Raw genomic sequence first — 21,071 nt, forward strand, 5'->3', positions numbered from 1 at the left:
TGGTGAGGATGCGAGCCGTGTGCAGCCAGCCGTGTGCGGCCTTCGGGTCGCGCTTGAAGGGGGAGGGGGATTTTCCCGCTCGGGGTAGCGGGGCTTTGAGGCCCGGGGCGTCCTGGGACGGTGAAGAGGTCGTGGGGGCTGGAGTGGGGCGTTGGGTCATTTGGGGGTTTTCCCGGTGGGGCATTGTAAAATCGATTGGCTTTGTCCCCACATACCGCGAATTTCCATAAACCGAACCCGTCGCTGCCGACAACCGCCCCGTCATGAAATTTCCCGCTTCACTTCTTTGCGCCGCTGCCGCCGCAGCCCTGTCGTTCAGCGCCCAGGCGCAATCGGCCAAGCCCGATCTGGCCAAAGGTGCCGCGGTGTATGGACAGGCTTGCGTGGCCTGCCACGCCGCGGACGGCAACTCGACCACACCGGCCAACCCGAAGCTGGCGCAGCAGCACCCGGAGTACCTGCTCAAGCAACTGCAGGAGTTCAAGTCAGGCAAACGAGACAACGCCATCATGAAGGGCTTCGCCGCAGCCTTGTCCGACGACGACATGCGCAACATCTCGTACTGGCTGGCGAGTCAGAAGGCCAAGGGCGGCGCTGCCACCGACAAGGATCTCGTGCAACTGGGTGAGCGCATCTACCGCGGCGGTATTGCCGATCGCCAGATCGCCGCCTGCGCGGGTTGCCACAGCCCCAACGGCGCGGGCATCCCGGCGCAATACCCGCGTCTGTCCGGCCAGCAGGCCGAATACACCGCCACGCAACTCAAGCACTTCCGCGATGGCACCCGCAAGAACAACGCCCAGATGACCGACGTGGCGGCCAAGATGAATGACCGCGAGATCCAGGCGGTGGCTGACTACATCGCAGGCTTGCGCTGATTCGCCGGCGGGCTTGTCCGCAAGCCCCTTGGGGTGCGCTGGAATATAAGCCGGCAATCATATTTGCCGGCACAATGCGATCACCCCGCCGGGTGTTGAACCGCCAGCCAGAAATCACATCACATCAGGGCGTGTTCCGGGCTCACCGGAGCCGCCCTTTTTTTCTGAATCGCCCCTTCCTGTCACTCCTTTCATGAGCGTCTCCACCCAAGGCCTGCAACTCCGTAACGGCTCGCGCATCCTTGGCGCGTCGGTGGAGTTGCTGTCGTCCATGCGGTTCGCGATCTCGCTGCTGACCGTGATCTGCATCGCCTCGGTGATCGGGACCGTCGTCAAACAGCACGAGCCGACCGTCAACTACGTCAACCAGTTTGGCCCGTTCTGGGCGGACGTGTTTGCCAGCGCCAGCCTTTTTTCCGTCTACAGCGCCTGGTGGTTTCTGCTGATCCTGGCTTTTCTGGTGATCAGCACCAGCCTGTGCATCGCGCGCAACACGCCCAAGATCCTCGCCGACTTCAAGGCCTACAAGGAAAATATGCGCGAGCAAAGCCTCAAGGCGTTTCCCCACCGGGCTGAAGGCGCGCTGGACGAAGCACCTGAGGTGGCGGCGCACCGCGTTGGCCAGACGCTGCTGGGGTCGGGCTGGAAGGTGAAGCTGCAGTCGCGCGACACACCTGCGGGCACTGGCTGGATGGTGGCGGCCAAGATCGGCACCGCCAACAAGATCGGTTACCTCGCGGCGCACAGCGCCATCGTGCTGGTGTGCATCGGCGGCTTGCTCGATGGTGACCTGGTGGTGCGCGCGCAAACCTGGTTCAACGGCAAGACGCCGTTCACGGGCGGAGGCCTGATCGCCGACGTGCCGGCGCAGCACCGTCTTTCCGCGAGCAACCCCACCTTTCGGGGCAACCTGCTGGTGACCGAGGGCACCACCGCGGGCACGGCGATCCTGGCACAGCCGAATGGCGTGCTCTTGCAGGACTTGCCCTTCGGCGTTGAGCTCAAAAAATTCATCATCGAGTACTACGACACCGGCATGCCCAAGCTGTTCGCCAGCGAAATCGTGATCCACGACAACGAGACCGGCGAGACGAAAGAGGCGCGCGTCGAGGTGAACCATCCGGCCAGCCACCGCGGCATCAACATCTACCAGTCCAGCTTTGACGATGGTGGTTCGCGCGTGAAGTTGCAGGCGGTCCCGCTGAACCGGGCCACGGCGCCGTTCGAGGTGGAGGGCACCATCGGGGGATCCACCGCGCTCAGCAAGGGCAACGACCAGCTCACCCTTGAGTACACCGGCTTGCGTGTGATCAACGTGGAGAATTTCGCGGCGGGCGGCGATGCGGGCGATGGCGTGGACGTTCGCAAAGTTGATCTGCGCAGCTCAATCGAGAGTCGCCTGGGCGCAGGCCACAAGGCCGCGACCGAGAAGACGTTGCGCAACGTGGGTCCAAGCATCACCTACAAGCTGCGCGACGCGGCCGGCCAGGCGGTGGAGTACCACAACTACATGCTTCCAGTCGAGATCGATGGCGCGCGCGTGTTTCTGCTGGGTTTGCGTGAAACGCCATCCGAACCCTTCCGCTACCTGCGCGTTCCGGTGGACGAACTCGACGGCATGGACGGCTTCGTGCGCCTGCGGGCCGCGCTGGATGACCCCCGGATGCGGGAGCAGGCCGTGCGCCGCTATGCCATTGCAGCGGTGGAGGACGGCCGCCCCGAACTGGCCGAGGCGTTGGCCGCGTCGGCCACCCGGGCACTGGGCTTGTTCGCGGGTGCCGAGGCCGTGAACGCGCCCGCGCTGCAGCCGGTGGCCGATGGCACGCCCGCGCGGTCCGCCTCGGTGCGTGGTGGCCTGCAGGCTGTCTCGGCATTTCTGGAGGGCAACGTGCCCGAGGCCGAGCGCGAGCGCGCCAGTGACGTTCTGGTGCGCATCCTCAATGGCACGTTGTTCGAACTGATGCAGCTCAGCCGCGAACGCGCCGGCCTGGCGCCTCTGGAGCGCAATGAGGCCACGCAACAGTTCATGGCGCAGGCCGTCATCAGCCTGAGCGACACGTTTTTCTATCCCGCTCCCATGACCTTCCTGCTCAAGGACTTCACGCATGTGCAGGCCAGCGTGTTCCAGGTGGCGCGCGCGCCCGGGCAGAACATCGTCTATCTGGGTTGCCTGTTGCTGATCCTCGGCGTTTTTGCCATGCTCTACGTGCGCGAGCGCCGCCTGTGGGTGTGGCTCTCACCCGGCGGTGAGCAGGGTTCGCAGGCCAGCATGGCCTTGTCGTCGAACCGCAAGACGATGGAAGCCGACCGCGAATTTGACCGCTTGAAGACCCAATTGCTGAAAGTGCATCCATGAATACCGCTTCCGCGACCCAGACCATTGAACTGAAGAAGGACCAAGGCGGGCAGGGGCAGGGGCCGGGGTACTTTGCCCGCCGCAACGTGTGGGACTGGCTGTTCGCCGTGCTCGTCATTGCAGGGGCCTCCTGGGCTTTCCTGCGTTACAACGCTGCCATGGACGGCTATGAGAAGGCCATTCTCGTGGGCGCCGTACCGGCGATGGTGTGGCTGGGCTGGTTCTGGCGGCCGCTGCGTGCGCTGGCTGCGGTGGTGGCCGCGGCGTCGCTGCTCGCGATCTGGCTGTACCAGACGCCAGCGGGTGTCGCCGACCTGGCGCGCGCCGATCAGGTGTTCCTCCTCAAGTACTTCATCTCCAGCCAGTCCGCCATTCTGTGGATGAGCATGCTGTTCTTCATGAGCACCGCCTTCTACTGGATGGGCATGTTCAAGCGCGCGGGCGATACCTTTGAATTGCTGGGCTCGCGCCTGGCCTGGGTGGCGGTGGCGCTGGCCCTGGTGGGCAGCATGGTGCGCTGGTACGAGAGTCACCAGATCGGTCCGGACATCGGCCATATTCCGGTGAGCAACCTGTACGAGGTGTTCGTGCTGTTCTGCTGGATGACCGCGGCTTTCTACCTGTACTACGAGGACCAGTACCGGACACGCGGCATGGGCGCCTTTGTGATGCTGGTGGTGAGCGCGGCGGTAGGCTTCCTGCTCTGGTACACGGTTGTGCGCGAGGCGCACGCCATCCAGCCGCTGGTGCCGGCGCTGCAGAGCTGGTGGATGAAGCTGCACGTACCGGCCAACTTCATTGGCTACGGCACGTTTGCCATCGCGGCCATGCTGGCGTTCGCCTACCTGATCAAGCAAAGCGCGAGCGAGAGCCGCTGGTACAAGCTCGCTCCACTGTGGCTGCTGGGCGTGGTGCTGTGCTTCGAACCCATCGTGTTCCGCCAGTCGGCGGCCGAGAGCGGCGGCAGCTACTGGTTCGTCTATTTCGGCATCTCGGCGCTGATCGTCGGAACCATCCTGTTTGGCCGCCGTCGCATCGCCGAACGACTGCCCAGCTTCGAGGTGCTGGACGACGTGATGTACAAGGCCATCGCGGTCGGATTCGCCTTCTTCACCATCGCTACCGTGCTCGGTGCGCTGTGGGCGGCCGAGGCCTGGGGCGGTTACTGGAGCTGGGACCCGAAGGAAACCTGGGCCTTGATCGTCTGGCTGAACTACGCGGCCTGGCTGCACATGCGGCTCATGAAGGGCTTGCGCGGCACCGTGGCGGCGTGGTGGGCGCTGGTCGGCCTGGCGGTCACCACCTTCGCGTTCCTTGGCGTGAACATGTTCCTCTCCGGGTTGCACAGCTACGGCGAGCTCTGACAGGCGCGCGGACAAAGCCGGTCCCGCGGACCGGAACTTTGTAAGAATCGCCTCTGTCCCACGACCGACAAGGAAACCCGTCCGGCATCTTCCGGGGCGGGGCCCGATGCCCAAGGACAGCGCCATGATCATCCGCAACCGCGACAACGGCTTCAACCACCCCCTGCCCAGCGAAATCACGCCGCAAGTGGCCTACCGGAACCGCAGGCAATGGCTGCTCGCGGCGGCCGCTCTAGGGGGCGGTGGCATCGCGACATGGGCCGGGCGCAATGCCTGGGCGCAGGCAGCGGCGGTGCCCAGGCCCGGAAAACTCGCCGCCTTGCCAGGCCGGCGTTCGACCGTGGCCGGCGCGGTGACGATGGAGGCGCTGACTTCTTACGACGATGCGAGTTCCTACAACAACTACTACGAGTTCGGCACCGACAAGTCGGATCCGGCCTCCGCCGCCGGGACGCTCAGGCCGCGCCCCTGGACCGTGAGTGTGGAAGGGCTGGTGAACAAGCCTGGAACCTTCGACCTGGACGCGCTGCTCAAGCTCAGTCCCATGGAGGAGCGCATCTACCGTCTGCGTTGTGTCGAAGGCTGGTCAATGGTGATTCCGTGGGTCGGCTATTCACTGAGCGAACTGGTCAAGGCGGTCCAGCCTCAGGGCAGCGCGAAGTACGTAGAGTTCGTGACCCTGGCCGACCCAAAGCAGATGCCCGGTCTGCGCGCGAATGTACTGGACTGGCCCTACGTGGAAGGCCTGCGCATGGACGAAGCCCTGCATCCGCTGACGCTGTTGGCGTTTGGAATGTATGGCGAGGTGCTGCCCAATCAGAATGGCGCACCCTTGCGCCTGGTGGTGCCCTGGAAGTACGGCTTCAAGAGCGGCAAGTCGCTGGTGAAGATCCGCTTCACGGACAAGGAGCCGCGAACGGCTTGGAACGTGGCCGCGCCGCAGGAGTATGGGTTCTACTCCAATGTGAATCCAGAGGTCTCGCATCCGCGCTGGAGCCAGGCGACCGAGCGCCGCATCGGCGAAGGCAGCGGACTGTTTGCCAAGCGCCGCCAGACGCAGATGTTCAACGGCTATGAACCACAGGTAGGTCAGCTCTATTCGGGCATGGATCTGCGCAAGTTCTTCTGAATTGCCGTCTGGTCCGAGTTCCGTTGTGCGTTCCACCACCGCCTCCAGGCGTGAGCCCACGTCCGGCAGTGCCCGCTTGGGAGCCGCGCGCATCAACCGCTGGCTCGGGCACCGCGGCGTCAAGCCGGGCGTGTTCGTACTGGGACTTCTGCCATTCGTCTGGCTGGTGTGGGCGGCATTCAATGATCTGCTCGGCGCCAACCCGGCCGAGGCGCTGATCCGGTCCCTGGGGGACTGGAGTCTGCGTTTTCTGGTGCTGGTTCTGGCGATCACCCCGTTGCGTGTGATGGCGGGGTGGCCTTCGCTGGCGCGCTTGCGCCGCATGGTGGGTTTGTTCGTGTTCTTCTACGCCTGCATGCACCTGCTCGCCTATGCGTGGTTCGACATGGAGTTTGATCTTCCCGGCATCGCTGCGGACGTGGTCAAACGGCCGTTCATCCTGGTGGGCTTTCTGGCATGGACGCTGTTGCTGGCGCTGGCGGCCACCTCATTCAACCGCGCCATCCGTGCGCTGGGCGCGGCGCGCTGGCAGATGCTGCACCGCGCGGTGTACCTGATCGCGGGCCTGGCGGTGCTGCACTTCTTCTGGATGCGCAGCGGCAAGAACGACTTTGCTGAAGTCGCCGTGTACGGTGCCATCCTGGCAGCGTTGCTGGGCTGGCGCCTGTGGCGCCGCATGTTGCGCAAGCCCGCTGCCGGGTGAGTGTCGGTGCTCGACGTCGACTCAGACCGCAGGCAGCGCACGCTCGGAACGCAACTGGTCGGCTGCGGTTTCCCGGGCCCGGATGAGGATGGCGTTTTCGCCATCCACCAGCACTTCGGCCGCGCGACCCCGGGTGTTGTAGTTGCTGGCCATGCTCATGCAATACGCGCCCGCCGACATGACGGCGAGCAAATCGCCTGGTTGAGCGACCAGCGCGCGATCACGCCCGATCCAGTCACCGCTTTCACACACCGGGCCCACCACGTCCCACGTGGTGGGTTCGCCTTCGCGCGGCGTCAGCGGCACGATGCGGTGGAACGCCTGGTACATGGCCGGGCGAGGCAGGTCGTTCATGGCCGCGTCAACGATGAGAAAGTTCTTGTGTTCCCCCGGCTTGAGGTACAGCACCTCGGTCAGGCATACGCCGGCATTGCCCACCAGTGATCGGCCGGGCTCGATGAATATCATGCGGTCGCCGAAGCCGCGCGCGTCCATGCGTTGCAGCAATTGAGCCCAGAGGGAATCGGCCTCGGGAGGGGCGTCGCCCTGGTAGTCGATGCCCAGGCCGCCCCCAAAATCGATGTGCTCGATGGCCACGCCTTCAGCCTCTATGGCCTGCACCAGGTCCAGCACCCGGTCCATGGCGTCCAGATACGGACCAGTCTGGGTGATTTGCGAGCCGATGTGGCAGTCAATGCCCACCACGCGCAGCCCCCGGCAAGTTGCGGCATGTCGGTAGGTGGAGGCGACCTCCTCGTGCGCAATGCCGAACTTGTTGCCTTTGAGTCCGGTGGAAATGTAGGGATGGGTCTGGGCGTCCACGTTGGGATTCACGCGCACGCTCACCGGCGCGCGCATTCCCATGTCACGCGCCACCTCGTCCAGCACGTCCAGCTCGGCACGGCTCTCGACATTGAAGCACCCGATACCAGCAGTCAGCGCCTGCCGCATCTCGGCCCGGGTCTTGCCCACGCCCGAGAAGATCACTTTCGACGGCTCGACGCCTGCCGCAAGCGCACGTTCAAGTTCACCGCCCGAAACGATGTCGAGACCACAACCCTCGCGCACCAGGGTCTGCAGGATGGCCAGCGAGGAGTTGGCCTTCATTGCGTAGCAGATCAGATGCTTGCGCCCCGCCAGGCCGCGCTGGTAGGCCCCGAGCGCGTCCAGGATGGCTGCGCGGCTGTAGACGAACAAAGGCGTGCCGTGCTCGTGAGCGAGCCGGTCCAGCGGCACGTTTTCCGCCATCAGGCGCTGGTTCTGGTAGGCAAAGTGCGGCGGCAGCGTGGAGGCGGGCAGGCCCGATGAGGTGGTCATGCGGCAAAAGGAAAAAAGAGGATATCAGCGCTGTTTGGGCGCTGCCGGTGCCGGCCGCGCCGGCGTGTCGGCGGACTTCCCGGCAGCGTCGGGCGGCGGCGGAAGGTACAGATTGCCGCGCTGACCACAGGCGCAGAGCATCAGAACCACCATCGATCCGAAGGCCATGTCGCGCAAGGGGCGCGCAGCCCGGCCTAGAATGCTTTCCGATCCAAACATCGACGCATTGTAATGACCGACACCGAGTATCTGGACCGTGCGGAAGCCTTGCTGCAGGCCATTGAGCTGGCCTGTGATCGCATCAACGAGGAGACCGACGCCGACATTGACAACCAGCGTGTCGGCGGCATGGTCACCCTGACGTTTGCGAATGGCAGCCAGATCATCGTCAACCTTCAGAAGCCCTTGCACGAGGTGTGGATGGCCGCCCGCGCGGGCGGTTTCCATTACAAGCACAGCGGCCGCGGCTGGATGGACACCAAGGGTCAGGGCGAATTTTTCGCCCACCTGTCGCACTGCGCGTCCGAACAGGCGGGTTTGCCGCTGACGTTCAGTTCCTGAACAGATCCAGGATGCTGCGACGCTCCTCGACTGGAGGTGGCGGCTTCGTCAACGGCATGCCGTTGGCGTCGAATTCACCCGGCGGCTGCAGGGCCCCTGGCCAGGGGTCCTGCAGCCCCAGGCCATGCACGCCCCGTCCGGGGCCATACTCTTCGTAGTACCACTCACCCCCGACGTTGATGACGCCCGGCGGTGGGGCATAGGGTGTCTCGGGGACGCCTTTGAGCGCTTCTGACATGAATGAAATCCAGATGGGCAGGCTCAGGCCTCCACCGGTTTCGCGGCTGCCGAGGTTGCGAGGCGAGTCGTAGCCCACCCAGGCCGCCGCAACGAGTGTGGGTTGGTATCCGACGAACCAGGCGTCCACCGCGTCGTTGGTGGTCCCTGTCTTACCGAACAGATCGGATCGCTTCAGCGCAGCGCGTGCGCGCGCAGCGGTGCCCGATTGGGTAACTTCCTGCAGCAGGCTGTTCATGACAAACGCGTTGCGCGGTTCGATGACGCGCTGCGCATCGCTCAACGAAGTTTCAGGCGCCTCGTAGAGGACCTTGCCCTTGTGGTCCGAAATGCGGGTGATCAGGACCGGCGGAACCCGATAGCCCCCGTTTGCAAAAACGGCGTACCCGGTGGCCATCTGCAGTGGCGTTACCGAACCCGCCCCCAGTGCCATGGTGAGGTAGGGAGGGTGTTTGTCGGCATCGAATCCAAAGCGGGTTACCCATTCCTGTGCGCTCTGGGTGCCAACCAACTGAAGCACGCGAATCGACACCATGTTCTTGGACTTGGCCAGCGCGCGCCGTACCGACATTGGCCCCTCGAACTGGCCGTCGTAGTTCTTGGGTTCCCACGGTTTGCCACCGGTCTCCTCCGCTGAATAGAACAGAGGCGCGTCATTGACCACGGTCATGGGGGTCAGACCCTTTTCCAGCGCGGCCGAGTAGATGAATGGCTTGAAACTCGACCCAGGCTGGCGCCAAGCCTGCGTCACGTGGTTGAACTTGCTCTTCTGAAAGTCAAAGCCACCGATCAGCGCACTGATCTTGCCCGTGCGCGGGTCGAGCGCGACGAACGCGGATTCCACCTCGGGCAACTGGGTGATGCGCCAGGCATCGGGCCCGGTCTGCACGACCCGGATCACTGCGCCTGGCCGAATCTTGATATTGGGGCCGGCCTTTTCCGAGAGGCCCGACTGGACAGGCCTGAGGCCTTCACCCGTGATTTCAAACGGCTCTCCGTCCTGGCGCACGGCAACGACGCGCCGAGCGCTTGCCTCAAGCACCACTGCGGACAGGAGGTCATCGTTGTCGGGGCGATCTGTCAAGGCGTCATCAATGGCGTCATCCCGCGCGGCCTTGTCCTTTGGCAACTCGATGAACAGCTCAGGCCCCCGATAGAACTGACGCCGTTCGAAGTCGAGCACACCCTGCCGCACGGCCTTGTAGGCAGCCATCTGGTCAGCGGACTTGATGGTGGTGGTGACCACCAGACCCCGCGTGTAGGCCTCCTCGCCATACTGAGAGACGATGGACTGACGAACCATCTCTGCGACAAACTCGGCGTGCGTTCGGCCTGCATTGCTGATCGACCGCAGCTTGATTTCTTCGGCCTTCGCCACCTCCGCTTCCGCTGCCGAGATATAGCCGTTCTCCACCATGCGGTCGATGATGTGCAACTGGCGATTGCGCGCACGTCGCGGGTTGCGCACCGGGTTGTAGGCCGATGGCGCCTGAGGCAGGCCGGCGAGCATCGCCGCTTCGGCCACGGTGACATCCTTGAGCGACTTGCCAAAATAGATCTGCGCCGCCGTGGCGAAACCATAGGCCCTTTGGCCCAGGTAGATCTGGTTCATATAGATTTCGAGGATCTGCTCTTTGGTGAGCATGTGCTCAAGCTTGAAGGTCAGCAGGACCTCGTAGATCTTGCGTGTGTAGCTCTTTTCCGCGGAGAGGTACACGTTGCGCGCCACCTGCATGGTGATGGTGGATGCGCCTTGGCTCTTGGCTTGTCGGAGATTGGCCAGTGCGGCGCGGATCATGCCACGGTAGTCGACGCCGTTGTGTTCAAAGAACCTGGCGTCCTCGATGGCAAGCACCGCGTTCTTCATCACGGCCGGGATTTCGTCGATCGTGAGCAGGTTGCGGCGCTCTTCCCCGAACTCTCCAATCAGATCGCCTTCAGCCGAAATCACCCGCAGTGGCAATTTGGGCCGGTAGTCGGCCAGGCCAGCCACCTCCGGCAGATTGGGATATGCCACTGCCAGCGCGATGGCGACGGCCATCAGCACACATGCAACACCCGCCGCCGCCAGTCCGGCCAGACCCACCACCAAGCGACCCACCCAGATCAGAGAAGGGTGCCCGGTCAATACTGGCGCGTCAGAGGGGTTGGTCGAAGAAGTGTCTTTCTTGGGCATGCAGTTGTTCAGAGCCGGAGCCCTTGATTATAAAAATCCGGGAATGGGGAACGGGCTGGTTCACCGTATTGTGAGTTGTTGTGTATTTCCCGGCCAAGTGGCCGATGAAGCGGTTCATGGCGTGTCTGGATGCGTATGCTTTTGACAACGTTTCACTTTGTCTCAAAGGCAAAAAATCTTTGCTGGACAAAGGGCTTGCTGCTAGCATTCAAGTGAATTCTTAAGTCTGGCGACATCCGTCGCGATCATTTTTGGGGGCCACCTTGATCTCATTGGGGTCGTTATTCAGCCGGGAACCGGCGCCCTTGCTGGGCATCGATGTCAGCTCTTCCAGCGTCAAGCTGGTCGAACTCGGCCGCAACCGATCGGGCGATCTGGTGCTTGAGCGCTGCGCCATGGAGCCGCTGGAACGAGGCTGGATCACCGACGGCAACATCGAAAAATTCGATGAAGTGGCAGAGGCGGTGCGCCGCGTCGTGCGCAAGAGTGGCAGCAAGACCAAGAACGTGGCACTTGCGCTCCCGGCTTCGGCCGTGATCACCAAGAAAATCATTCTCCCCGGTGGATTGTCTGACAAAGAGCTCGAAGCGCAGGTCGAGTCAGAGGCCAATCAGTACATTCCCTTTTCGCTTGACGAAGTGAGTCTGGACTTCTGTGTGATTGGCCCCAGCGCGAATTCAGTGGGTGATGTGGAGGTGCTGATCGCGGCATCGCGCAAGGAAAAGGTGTCGGACCGTCAGGGTCTGGCCGAGGCTGCCGGGCTCAAGCCTGTGGTCATGGATGTCGAGTCCTATGCCTCTCGCATGGCTGCGGGCCGTGTAATCGAAACGCTGCCCAATCAGGGCGTGGACTCGTTGGTGGCTTTGTTTGAGGTGGGGGCCCTGACCACCAGCATGCAGGTGATCCGCAACGACGATGTGTTGTATGAGCGTGATCAGGCCTTTGGCGGTGCCCAGTTGACACAGCTCATCGTGCGCCAGTATGGCTTCTCGTCGGACGAAGCCGAAGCCAAGAAGCGCTCGGGTGATTTGCCCGACGACTACCGGTCGGCGGTCCTCGATCCGTTCATCGAGAGCATGGCCCAGGAGGTTGGCCGGGCGCTTCAGTTTTTCTTCACCAGCACCCCTTACAACAAGCTGGACCACATCCTGTTGGCCGGTGGCAGCGCGGCGCTGCCAGGGCTTACCGAAGCGGTGACCCACCAGACGTCGTTTGCGTGCATGGTGATCAATCCGTTTGATGCCATGGAGATGGCTGCATCGATTCAGGCGCGCAAGATATCGCGCGAAGCGCCGTCCTACTTGACCTCCACTGGGCTGGCCTTGCGGAGGTTCTACCAATGATTTTGATCAACCTGTTGCCTCATCGCGAGGCGGCCAGAAAGAGGCAGAAGGATCAGTTCTTCACGCAACTCGGGTTGTCCGCACTCCTGGGTGGCGTGATCTGCGGTGCGGTCTTTACTTGGTATCAGGGGCAGATTTCAGCGCAGCAGGAGCGCAACCGTTTTCTGCAGGCTGAGATCGCCAAGCTGGACGAGGAGATCAAGGACATTGCCAATCTGCAACGAGAAATCGCCTCGCTGCGCGCGCGCCAGACGGCGGTGGAGAATCTGCAAGGGGATCGAAATCTGCCCGTGCACATGCTGGATGAACTCGCTGCCCAGTTGCCTGAGGGCGTTTACCTCAGCAGCATGAAACAGCAGGACCAGAGCGTGTTGCTGGTCGGAGTGGCGCAATCGCAGGAACGGGTGTCGGATCTGTTGCGCAACCTGGCGAACAACAGCCCGTGGCTTGTCAGGCCTGACCTCGTGGAGATTGTTGCCGCCAGGTCTGCGGCCACGGGACGCGACCAGCGTCGGGTTTCGAATTTCACGATTCGCGCGACGCTCAAGCGTCCGTCCGCAGCACCTGCCGCTGTGCCAGGCAAAGGCTGATCAAGGACCCGCGCATCATGGCAAAAACACCCAGCATCAACGTGGATTTCAAGGAAATCCAGGACAAGCTCAAGAACCAGTTCACAGGTCTTGATCCGAACGATCCGTCCCAATGGCCGGGATTGCCCCGGAACCTCTTGTTCATCGCCGTGTGTGTGGCGGTGATTGCGGGCCTCTGGTTCGCCTGGCTGAAGACTTCGGATGAGGAACTGATTGCTGAGAAGGCTCGTGAAGAACAATTGCGGGAAGACTACCGCAAGAAGCTCGTTCAGGCGGTCAACCTCGATGCCTTGCGCAAGCAGCTCGAGCAGGTGCAGCAGTATGTGACGCAGCTCGAAAAACAGCTTCCCAGCAAGGCCGAGATGGACGCACTGTTGTCGGACATCAACCAGGCGGGCTTGGGTCGCAGTCTGCAGTTTGAATTGTTTCGCCCGGGGCAGGTGAGCGTCAAGGAATACTACGCGGAGCTTCCGATTGCGGTGCGTGTGACGGGCACCTACCATGACATCGGTCTGTTTGCAGCCGACATTGCCAACCTGTCGCGCATCGTCACACTCAACAACCTGAGTCTCACGCCCGTGCGTGATCGCGAGGGGGTTCTGACGATGGACTGCACGGCCAAGACCTTCAGGTACCTGGATCAGGAAGAAGTGGCTGCGCAACAGAAGGCTGTCAAGGGAGCCAAGAAGTGAAGCACATTCGAGGAACGTCCTTGGGAGCCGGGTTGACGCTGGTGCTACTTTTGTCGGCCTGTACTTCGTCCGGGCAGGACGAGTTGCAGGCCTGGATGCAGAGCGAGCGCAACTCCATCAAGCCGTCGGTCAAGCCCATTCCGGAGCCCACCAAGTTCGTGCCCCAGGCCTACGAGGCCGAGCGCCTGACGCAGCCTTTCAGTGTCGAGAAGCTGGCCAGCGTCTTGCGAGGATCCCAGTCGACTCCGGTGGCGAATTCGGCATTGATCGAGCCCGAGCTCAACCGGCGCAAGCAACCGCTGGAAGCCTTTCCGCTGGACACCATGTCCATGGTGGGCAGTCTGAACCGCGACGGTCAACTGGTTGCTTTGGTGAAGGTGGATCAATTGTTGTATCAGGTGCGCCCTGGCAACTATCTGGGCCAGAACTATGGGCGCGTGACCCGCATCACCGAAACCGAAGTGGTGATGCGCGAGATCGTGCAGGATTCCGCTGGGGAATGGACCGAGCGCGCCGCAGCGCTGCAGCTACAAGAGGGTGCTTCTAAATGAACAAGCCAAACAAGGCGACGGGTTTCGCAGCCGTGGAGCGGGGGGTGCTCAAGGGGGCCCTATTTGCCTGCATGGCATTGACCACCGTTTGGGCGCAGGCCCAGAACGCGATCCAGTCGCTCACCGGGGGCATTCAGGGCGGTGTGGAAGTCATTCGCATCAACACGACAGAGCCCCTTTCTGCGATTCCAACCGGCTTCACTATCCAGGCCCCGGCACGTATTGCGCTGGATTTTCCGGGCGTGGCCAACGCGATCGGACGCAATGCGGTCGAGATCAACGAGGGCAATCTCCGGTCGGCCAACGTTGTCCAGGCGGGTGATCGCACGCGCGTGGTGATCAATTTGAAGCAAGCGGCGGCCTACGAGGCCAAGATCGATGGCAAGACGTTGCTGGTGGTGCTGGAACGTGCGCAGCCTGTCTCGGCGCCGACTGCGCCGCCTTCCGCATTTGCTGAGAACCGCAACCGCGATGTCGCCGCCTTGCGCGATATCGACTTCCGTCGGGGTGTCGGCAATGCGGGCCGGGTGGTGGTCGAACTGGCCAACAATCAGGTGGGCGTCGATATTCGCCAGCAAGGGCAGAACCTGGTGGTCGAGTTCCTCAAGACATCCCTGCCAGAAGGCCTGCGTCGCCGTCTCGACGTCAGCGATTTCGGTACGCCCGTGCAGAGCGTGACGACCACGCAGACCGGTGACCGCGTTCGCATGGTGGTCACTCCGACGGGCAACTGGGAGCATTCTGCATACCAGAGTGACAACCAGTTCGTACTGGAAGTGCGTGAACAGAAGATCGACGCATCCAAGCTCACACAGGGCCAGGGTTACAACGGCGAGAAGCTATCGCTGAACTTCCAAAACATCGAAGTGCGGTCGCTGTTGCAGGTGATTGCGGACTTCACCAACTTCAACATCGTGACCTCCGACTCGGTGACGGGTTCCGTGACGTTGCGGCTCAAGGATGTCCCTTGGGATCAGGCGCTCGACATCATCCTTCAGGCCAAGGGCTTGGGCATGCGCAAGTCAGGCAACGTGCTCTGGATCGCACCCAAGGATGAGATCGCGGCGCGGGAGAAGCAGGAATTGGAGTCCAAGGCGTCCATCGAGAGCCTGGAGACCCTGCGCACGCAAGGCTTCCAGATGAACTACGCCAAGGCGGCCGACATCGCTGCCCAGTTGACCTCGACCGGCAGCGGCGGGGTGGGCAGCGGCGCGGGCGCTGCCAATGCGCGCATCCTCTCAAGCCGTGGCAGCGTGATCTCCGAACCGCGCACCAATCAGCTGTTCGTGACCGATATTCCGTCTCGCCTGGAGCAGGTGCAGGAACTCATTGCCAAGCTCGACATTCCGATCCGCCAGGTGATGATCGAGGCGCGGATCGTGGAGGCAGATGACACCTTTGGCAAATCCCTGGGAGTGCGCCTGGGTGGTGGTGTGCGTGGCTTTGGCGTGGGTTCCGTCAACGGCAGCCAGGTTCAGGGGAACTTCGGTTCGAACTATGCTGCGGTGTCTACGGGCCCGACATTGACGTCAGCCCCCTTTGTGAGCTTGCCCGCCAATCCAGGCACGGCGGCGGCTGCGTCGTACGCGCTGTCGCTGTTCAGTCCGAATGCGTCGCGATTCCTGAGTCTTGAAATTTCGGCTCTGGAGTCCGATGGCAAGGGCCGTATTGTTTCCAGCCCCCGGGTGGTGACGGCCGATCAGGTCAAGGCGTTGATTGAACAGGGCACGGAGTTTCCCTACCAGACCGCTACCTCCAGTGGCGCCACCGCCATCGCTTTCCGCAAGGCCAACCTCAAACTTGAGGTGACGCCGCAGATCACGCCTGAGGGCAACATTATCCTGGATCTGGACATCAACAAGGACAGCCGCGGAGAGTCCACGGCGGACGGCATTGCGATCAACACCAAGCACGTTCAGACCCAGGTTCTGGTGGAGAACGGTGGCACGGTCGTGATTGGTGGCATCTTCGAGCAGACCGAGCGCGACCAGGTGAACAAGGTTCCGCTGCTGGGTGATTTGCCCGGGGTGGGCAATCTGTTCAAGTCGCGGGACCGGATTTCCAACAAATCCGAGTTGCTGATCTTCATCACGCCACGTGTGTTGGGGCGCTCGGCGATCAATTGAGCCTGTCATCGAGTTTTCTGGTAGGCCTGCCGGGCTCCGGCAAGTCGACCGTGGGGCGGCAACTTGCCCGTCGCCTTTCGCTCCCCTTCTTCGACACCGATCATGTGATCGAGCAGCGACTGGGCTGCTCGATTCGCGAGTTCTTTGAACGCGAGGGTGAGGACCGTTTTCGCGACCTTGAGGCCTCTGTTGTTGATGAACTCACGCAAGGCCCGACTGCGGTGGTGTCCACCGGTGGGGGCGCTGTGCTGCGATCCGAAAATCGGACCCGTCTGCACGAACGAGGCATGGTGTTCTATCTCAAATCGACCCCGGAAGAGGTTTTTCGCCGATTGCGGCACGATCGCAACCGCCCCTTGCTGCAGGTGGCTGACCCCCTGCAGCGTCTGCGCGATCTGTTTGATGCCCGCGATCCGTTCTACCGTGAGGTTGCGCACTTTGTTGTTGAGACCGGCCGACCGTCCGTGGCTACGCTGGTCAACATGATTGTCATGCAGCTTGAGCTAGGGGGCGTCGCCGTCGCAGAGGCCGCTCGCCAACAAGGTGGGCCAGCTTTCTGAACGGTCTGTGAACGGGTCGCTGGAGGCACACCGAATAAACTCGGTGACCATGACGTCACAACATCCGGTTTCATCAGCTCAGAGGGTCCACATCGCGCTCGGGGAACGCAGCTACGAGATCGTCATAGGCTCGGGAGTGCTGGACGCCGAGGCCAGCTATGGGGGCCTGCCCCGCGCAGCGCACGCCATGATCGTGACCAACCCGGTGGTTGCGTCACTGTATGGCGAAGTTCTGGCCCAGGCGCTGAAAGGTCATTACCCGTTAGTGCATACCGTGGTGCTGCCGGATGGCGAGGCGCACAAAACCTGGGAGTCGCTCAACCTGATCTTTGATGCCTTGCTGTCCAACGGCTGTGACCGAAACACGGTGTTGTTCGCGCTGGGCGGCGGCGTGGTGGGCGACATGACGGGTTTCGCTGCCGCCAGCTACATGCGGGGCGTACCGTTCGTGCAGGTGCCGACGACGCTTCTGGCCCAGGTGGACTCGTCGGTTGGAGGCAAGACGGCGATCAATCACCCGCTGGGCAAAAACATGATCGGGGCCTTCTACCAGCCGCATCGCGTGCTGTGCGACCTGGATGTCATCAATTCACTGCCAGGCCGTGAGCTCAGCGCGGGGCTGGCTGAAGTCATCAAATACGGTCCGATTGCGGACGCGGCCTTCCTGGACTGGATGGAGGCAAACCTGGATGCGCTCATCGCGCGCGATCCGGCGGCATTGGCGTTTGCGGTGCGGCGCAGTTGCGAGATCAAGGCCCAGGTGGTGAGTCAGGACGAGCGTGAGTCCGGTGTGCGTGCCATTCTGAACTTCGGGCATACCTTTGGCCATGCCATAGAGGCCGGCATGGGCTATGGTGCCTGGCTACATGGAGAAGCGGTGGGCTGTGGCATGGTCATGGCGGCACGCCTCTCGGTTGCGTTGGGGCTGGTCGATCAGACCTTTGTCGAACGGTTGCGGCGTCTGGTCGAACGTGCGGGTCTGCCTGTGGTGGCCCCGGTGCTGGATGCGCAGGACAACGTGGGCCGGTACATGGCGCTCATGCGCGTGGACAAGAAGGCCGAGGCCGGTGCCATCAGGTTCGTCGTGATCGATTCCGTCGGACATGCGTTGGTGCGCAGTGCGCCCGATGAGATGGTGGCCGATGTGATCAACGTCAGCTGTCAAGTGTGATGATGCCAGGCTCTGCAGCGACGCAGAGTGGCGTGTTGGCCTGTTTTGCCAGCGATCCGGCAAGCAGCCGCGGTCGCCGACACCCGGAGCCCGAAGCCCCAACCCGCTCCGCGTTTCAGCGCGATCGTGATCGGGTGATCCATTCGACCGCATTTCGGCGGCTCGTCTACAAGACACAGGTCTTTCTGAATCACGAAGGAGACCTGTTTCGCACGCGACTGACCCATTCACTCGAAGTCGCCCAACTGGGGCGCAGCATTGCGCGATCACTGCAACTCAATGAGGACCTGGTGGAAGCCATCGCGCTGGCGCACGACCTGGGACACACGCCATTTGGTCACGCGGGGCAGGATGCCCTCGATGCCAGTGTCAGGCAATGCCACTCGGGCCCAAGGTGGGGCGACGCGGACGGTTGGGGTTTCGAGCACAACCTTCAGAGTCTGCGTGTGGTCGACGAGCTGGAAGAGCGTTACCCCGCGTTCGATGGACTCAATCTGTGCTTCGAAACGCGGGAAGGCATTCTCAAGCACTGCTCCAGAGCCAATGCGCAACGACTCGAGTTGCAGGAACCTGACGGCGTGGCAGCCCGGTTTCTCCGTGGAGGGTCGCCGTCGCTCGAAGCGCAGCTGTGCAACCTTGCCGACGAAATTGCATACAACGCGCACGATATCGATGATGGCGTGCGATCAGGCCTGCTCACCATGGAGCAACTCGAAGAGGTTGAATTGTTTGATCACTACCGCCGGCAGGCCTTGACGGCGCACCCGACGCTCGCGGGGCGCCGGCTGTTGTTCGAGTCGATTCGCCTCATGCTCAGCGATCAGGTCTATGACGTGATTGCCACCACGCGTGCGCGGATTGCGGCCGCAGGTGTCGACGGTCCGGATGCCGTGCGTGCCAGCCCTTCTCTGGTGGCGTTCTCCGACGACATGCGCGAGAGCTCCCGGACGCTGAAAACGTTTCTCTTCCGCAATCTCTACCGGCATCCGCAAGTGATGGAGACCACCGATCGGGCGCGTCGCGTCGTCGCCGACCTGTTTGATCGCTACCTGAATGCCCCCGGGGAATTGCCCGAGGCGCATGGGCGCAGGCATCACCTGCCCAGGGCCGTGGCCGACTACATCGCCGGCATGACAGATCGGTTTGCGATCCGCGAACACGAGCGGCTGTTCGGGGCGGTGCTGTTTCCGTGACGACCATCGTATCCACCGACCCGCGCAGACTGGCCGCCCTTGTGGTGGCCGTGGGCGTCACCTGCGCGTTGCATGTGGGGAAGTTGCCTGTCGCCATTCCGGTGCTGAGGGAGGGGCTGGGCCTTACCCTGGTGCAGGCCGGCTTTCTGCTTTCACTGGTACAGCTTGCGGGCATGACGCTGGGGCTCGTGGTAGGCCTGATGGCCGACCGGTTCGGGGCGCGCCGCGTCATGCTGACAGGCTTGGGCTTGCTGGCGAGCGGCAGTGCGCTAGGGGCATTGGCCCCCGACGTGGAAATGCTGTTGGCCACGCGGGTTCTGGAAGGCATGGGCTTTCTGCTTGCGGTTCTTCCAGCGCCCGGCCTGTTGCGTCAGCGCGTACACCACGGGCCGACGCTCTCGCGCTCTTTGGGCTGGTGGGGTGCCTACATGCCCTTGGGCACCGCGCTGGCCTTGCTGCTCGGCGTGCCCTTGCTGTCCGCCGTAGGATGGCGCTGGGCCTGGGCCCTGCTCGCGGGGCTGTCACTGCTCGCCGCTGCAGGGGTGGCAAGACAGGTGCCGCCAGACGAGCCTGTGGGGCCCGCGCCCGGTGCACTGCCGGGCGTTTCGATGCTGGGACCGCGGCTGAAACGTACCCTGAGCGCATCGAGTCCCTGGCTGATGGCATTGGCGTTCTTTCTCTACTCAGGGCAGTGGCTTGCCGTGGTCGGTTTCCTGCCCACGATCTACCACCAGGCGGGGTACCCGGACGCCATGGTTGCTTTGCTGAGCGCCTTGGCAGCAGGCATCAACATGCTGGGCAATATCGGTGCAGGCTGGCTGCTTGCGCGTGGCGCTCGACCCGGTGCCGTGCTGTCACTGGCCTATGTCGCGATGGGTGTGGGTGCCGGCGTGGCGTTTGGCGCGGTGGGCCATCCCGTCTGGCAGTACATCGCCGTCCTGGTGTTCTCGGGCGTTGGTGGTTTGATCCCTGGCACCTTGTTCGGACTTGTGGTCAAGCTCGCGCCCAGCAGCGAGACCGTGTCCACCACCGTCGGCTGGATGCAGCAGTTCTCCGCACTGGGTCAGTTCCTGGGGCCTCCCATCGTGGCGTGGGTGGCCACCGCCACAGGGGGCTGGCAATGGACGTGGCTGGTTACAGGGGTATCGTCCCTGCTGGGCCTGATGCTCGCCGGACGGCTTCAGGCTGCCTGGCAAATGCAGGAGTCTTGCTCGACGCATCGCGGTCCATAGTTGGCATAATTAGGGTCGGATTCCAATTTCGCTGATTCTGGCGTTCGTCCCTTTTTTTCATGCCACCGTCTACCCCATGGCCCGTCTCCCTCGACTCACCGTTCCCGGCTATCCCCATCACGTCATCCAGCGCGGCAACAATCGGCAGGACATTGTCCGCAGCGATGCAGATCGCGAAATGCTGCTCGATCTCATCAGTGAGAACGCTCGCAAATACCAGGTGGCGTTGAACGCTTATGTGTTGATGGACAACCATTTTCATTTGCTGCTGACCCCGGACGCGACCGACGGTGTGCCAGCGATGATGCAGGCTGTTGGCCGTCGCTATGTCCGCTATTTCAACGATTTGCACCACCGCACGGGGACCTTGTGGGAGGGGCGGTACCGGTCCACGCTGATCCAGTCCGAGCGTTACTTGCTGGCCTGCATGGCCTACATGGACCTCAATCCGGTGCGGGCGGGCATGGTGAACGATCCGAAGCTCCACCGCTGGTCCAGCTACCACCACTACAGCGGCCAGAGCCCAGACCGCCGCATTGCGTCGCACCCGATGTACTGGAACCTCGGCAACACGCCATTTGCCCGAGAGGCCGCGTACACCGAAATGGTGCGGGCGGGCGTGCCGCTTGAACAGCTTGGCGCCATCACCGACGCAACCTTGCATGGCTGGGCAATGGGCGATGAGGCCTTTGTGGCTGAACTGCAGAAACGCACTGCGCGCCGCATTGCTCGCGCCAAGCCTGGGCGACCTGCAGGTCGCCCACAAGAGCCGCACTGAGATGTGGCTTTGGCCCCTGGGACAAGGGCATTTTCAATGATATGTCCCCAATTAATCAGTGATCTGATATCGAACGAAAAAACTGGAATCTGACCCTATTTAATTTGCTTGGCA

The 21,071-nt window shown here is 62.6% G+C and carries 19 protein-coding genes; 16 read left to right on the forward strand and 3 right to left on the reverse strand.

Translation table 11 applies throughout. The features are described from left to right. Positions 1-263: 263 nt before the first annotated feature. The 5 genes from AB7P10_RS00005 (at position 264) to AB7P10_RS00025 (ending at position 6,430) form a co-directional block, all read left to right on the forward strand. A complete protein-coding gene (locus tag AB7P10_RS00005) occupies positions 264-878 on the forward strand; it encodes a c-type cytochrome (protein WP_428291789.1) in 615 nt (204 codons plus the stop codon). Positions 879-1,071: 193 nt separating this feature from the next. Further along, positions 1,072-3,234, forward strand: a complete 2,163-nt coding sequence (locus AB7P10_RS00010) for a cytochrome c biogenesis protein ResB (RefSeq protein ID WP_428291790.1) — start codon at positions 1,072-1,074, stop codon at positions 3,232-3,234. Then, a complete protein-coding gene (ccsB, locus tag AB7P10_RS00015) occupies positions 3,231-4,598 on the forward strand; it encodes a c-type cytochrome biogenesis protein CcsB (protein WP_428291791.1) in 1,368 nt (455 codons plus the stop codon). The genes AB7P10_RS00010 and ccsB overlap by 4 nt, the downstream gene beginning before the upstream one ends. A gap of 124 nt (positions 4,599-4,722) precedes the next feature. After that, the gene (gene msrP, locus AB7P10_RS00020; RefSeq protein WP_428291792.1) at positions 4,723-5,727 is read left to right on the forward strand and encodes a protein-methionine-sulfoxide reductase catalytic subunit MsrP; all 1,005 of its coding nucleotides are present in this window, start codon (positions 4,723-4,725) and stop codon (positions 5,725-5,727) included. Between the two features lie 76 nt (positions 5,728-5,803). Further along, complete coding sequence (locus tag AB7P10_RS00025; RefSeq protein WP_428292167.1) at positions 5,804-6,430, forward strand: sulfite oxidase heme-binding subunit YedZ; 627 nt, start codon at positions 5,804-5,806, stop codon at positions 6,428-6,430. A 21-nt stretch (positions 6,431-6,451) separates the two neighbouring features. Here AB7P10_RS00025 and lysA read toward each other — a convergent pair whose 3' ends face one another. Together lysA and lptM are read right to left on the reverse strand one after the other, a co-directional pair. Continuing rightward, positions 6,452-7,747, reverse strand: a complete 1,296-nt coding sequence (lysA, locus tag AB7P10_RS00030; RefSeq protein WP_428291793.1) for a diaminopimelate decarboxylase — start codon at positions 7,745-7,747, stop codon at positions 6,452-6,454. Positions 7,748-7,771: 24 nt separating this feature from the next. Continuing rightward, a complete protein-coding gene (gene lptM, locus AB7P10_RS00035; RefSeq protein ID WP_428291794.1) occupies positions 7,772-7,966 on the reverse strand; it encodes an LPS translocon maturation chaperone LptM in 195 nt (64 codons plus the stop codon). Positions 7,967-7,978: 12 nt separating this feature from the next. On the opposite strand from lptM, the gene cyaY reads away from it, so the two are divergent. Beyond that, positions 7,979-8,308, forward strand: a complete 330-nt coding sequence (gene cyaY / locus AB7P10_RS00040) for an iron donor protein CyaY (protein ID WP_428291795.1) — start codon at positions 7,979-7,981, stop codon at positions 8,306-8,308. Here the strand turns inward: cyaY and AB7P10_RS00045 are convergent. Continuing rightward, positions 8,298-10,721, reverse strand: coding sequence for a penicillin-binding protein 1A (locus tag AB7P10_RS00045; RefSeq protein WP_428291796.1), 2,424 nt, complete (start codon positions 10,719-10,721; stop codon positions 8,298-8,300). The two genes, cyaY and AB7P10_RS00045, sit on opposite strands and share 11 nt — an antisense overlap. 263 nt (positions 10,722-10,984) lie before the next feature. Between AB7P10_RS00045 and AB7P10_RS00050 the strand changes: the two genes are divergently transcribed. From AB7P10_RS00050 to AB7P10_RS00095, 10 genes are all read left to right on the forward strand, one after another. Then, positions 10,985-12,064: a pilus assembly protein PilM gene (locus AB7P10_RS00050; RefSeq protein WP_428291797.1), complete on the forward strand. Its 1,080-nt coding sequence runs from the start codon at positions 10,985-10,987 to the stop codon at positions 12,062-12,064. Further along, positions 12,061-12,654: a PilN domain-containing protein gene (locus AB7P10_RS00055; RefSeq protein ID WP_428291798.1), complete on the forward strand. Its 594-nt coding sequence runs from the start codon at positions 12,061-12,063 to the stop codon at positions 12,652-12,654. The genes AB7P10_RS00050 and AB7P10_RS00055 overlap by 4 nt, the downstream gene beginning before the upstream one ends. A gap of 17 nt (positions 12,655-12,671) precedes the next feature. Beyond that, the gene (locus tag AB7P10_RS00060; protein ID WP_428291799.1) at positions 12,672-13,346 is read left to right on the forward strand and encodes a type 4a pilus biogenesis protein PilO; all 675 of its coding nucleotides are present in this window, start codon (positions 12,672-12,674) and stop codon (positions 13,344-13,346) included. Between the two features lie 95 nt (positions 13,347-13,441). Next, a complete protein-coding gene (locus AB7P10_RS00065) occupies positions 13,442-13,897 on the forward strand; it encodes a pilus assembly protein PilP (protein WP_428292168.1) in 456 nt (151 codons plus the stop codon). Further along, positions 13,894-16,023: a type IV pilus secretin PilQ gene (gene pilQ, locus AB7P10_RS00070; RefSeq protein ID WP_428291800.1), complete on the forward strand. Its 2,130-nt coding sequence runs from the start codon at positions 13,894-13,896 to the stop codon at positions 16,021-16,023. Before AB7P10_RS00065 ends, pilQ begins: the two co-directional genes overlap by 4 nt. Further along, positions 16,020-16,583, forward strand: coding sequence for a shikimate kinase (locus AB7P10_RS00075; RefSeq protein ID WP_428291801.1), 564 nt, complete (start codon positions 16,020-16,022; stop codon positions 16,581-16,583). Before pilQ ends, AB7P10_RS00075 begins: the two co-directional genes overlap by 4 nt. 49 nt (positions 16,584-16,632) lie before the next feature. Beyond that, positions 16,633-17,754, forward strand: coding sequence for a 3-dehydroquinate synthase (gene aroB / locus AB7P10_RS00080; RefSeq protein ID WP_428291802.1), 1,122 nt, complete (start codon positions 16,633-16,635; stop codon positions 17,752-17,754). Between the two features lie 2 nt (positions 17,755-17,756). Next, positions 17,757-18,947, forward strand: coding sequence for a deoxyguanosinetriphosphate triphosphohydrolase (locus AB7P10_RS00085; protein ID WP_428292169.1), 1,191 nt, complete (start codon positions 17,757-17,759; stop codon positions 18,945-18,947). Continuing rightward, positions 18,944-20,179 carry a CynX/NimT family MFS transporter gene (locus AB7P10_RS00090; RefSeq protein WP_428291803.1) on the forward strand — a complete coding sequence of 412 codons (1,236 nt, stop codon included), beginning with the start codon at positions 18,944-18,946 and terminating at the stop codon, positions 20,177-20,179. The genes AB7P10_RS00085 and AB7P10_RS00090 overlap by 4 nt, the downstream gene beginning before the upstream one ends. A gap of 76 nt (positions 20,180-20,255) precedes the next feature. After that, positions 20,256-20,957: a transposase gene (locus tag AB7P10_RS00095; RefSeq protein ID WP_428291804.1), complete on the forward strand. Its 702-nt coding sequence runs from the start codon at positions 20,256-20,258 to the stop codon at positions 20,955-20,957. The last annotated feature ends 114 nt before the right edge of the window (positions 20,958-21,071 follow it).

It is taken from the genome of Hydrogenophaga sp. (assembly GCF_050182545.1).
In the GTDB taxonomy this organism is placed as follows: domain Bacteria; phylum Pseudomonadota; class Gammaproteobacteria; order Burkholderiales; family Burkholderiaceae_C; genus Hydrogenophaga.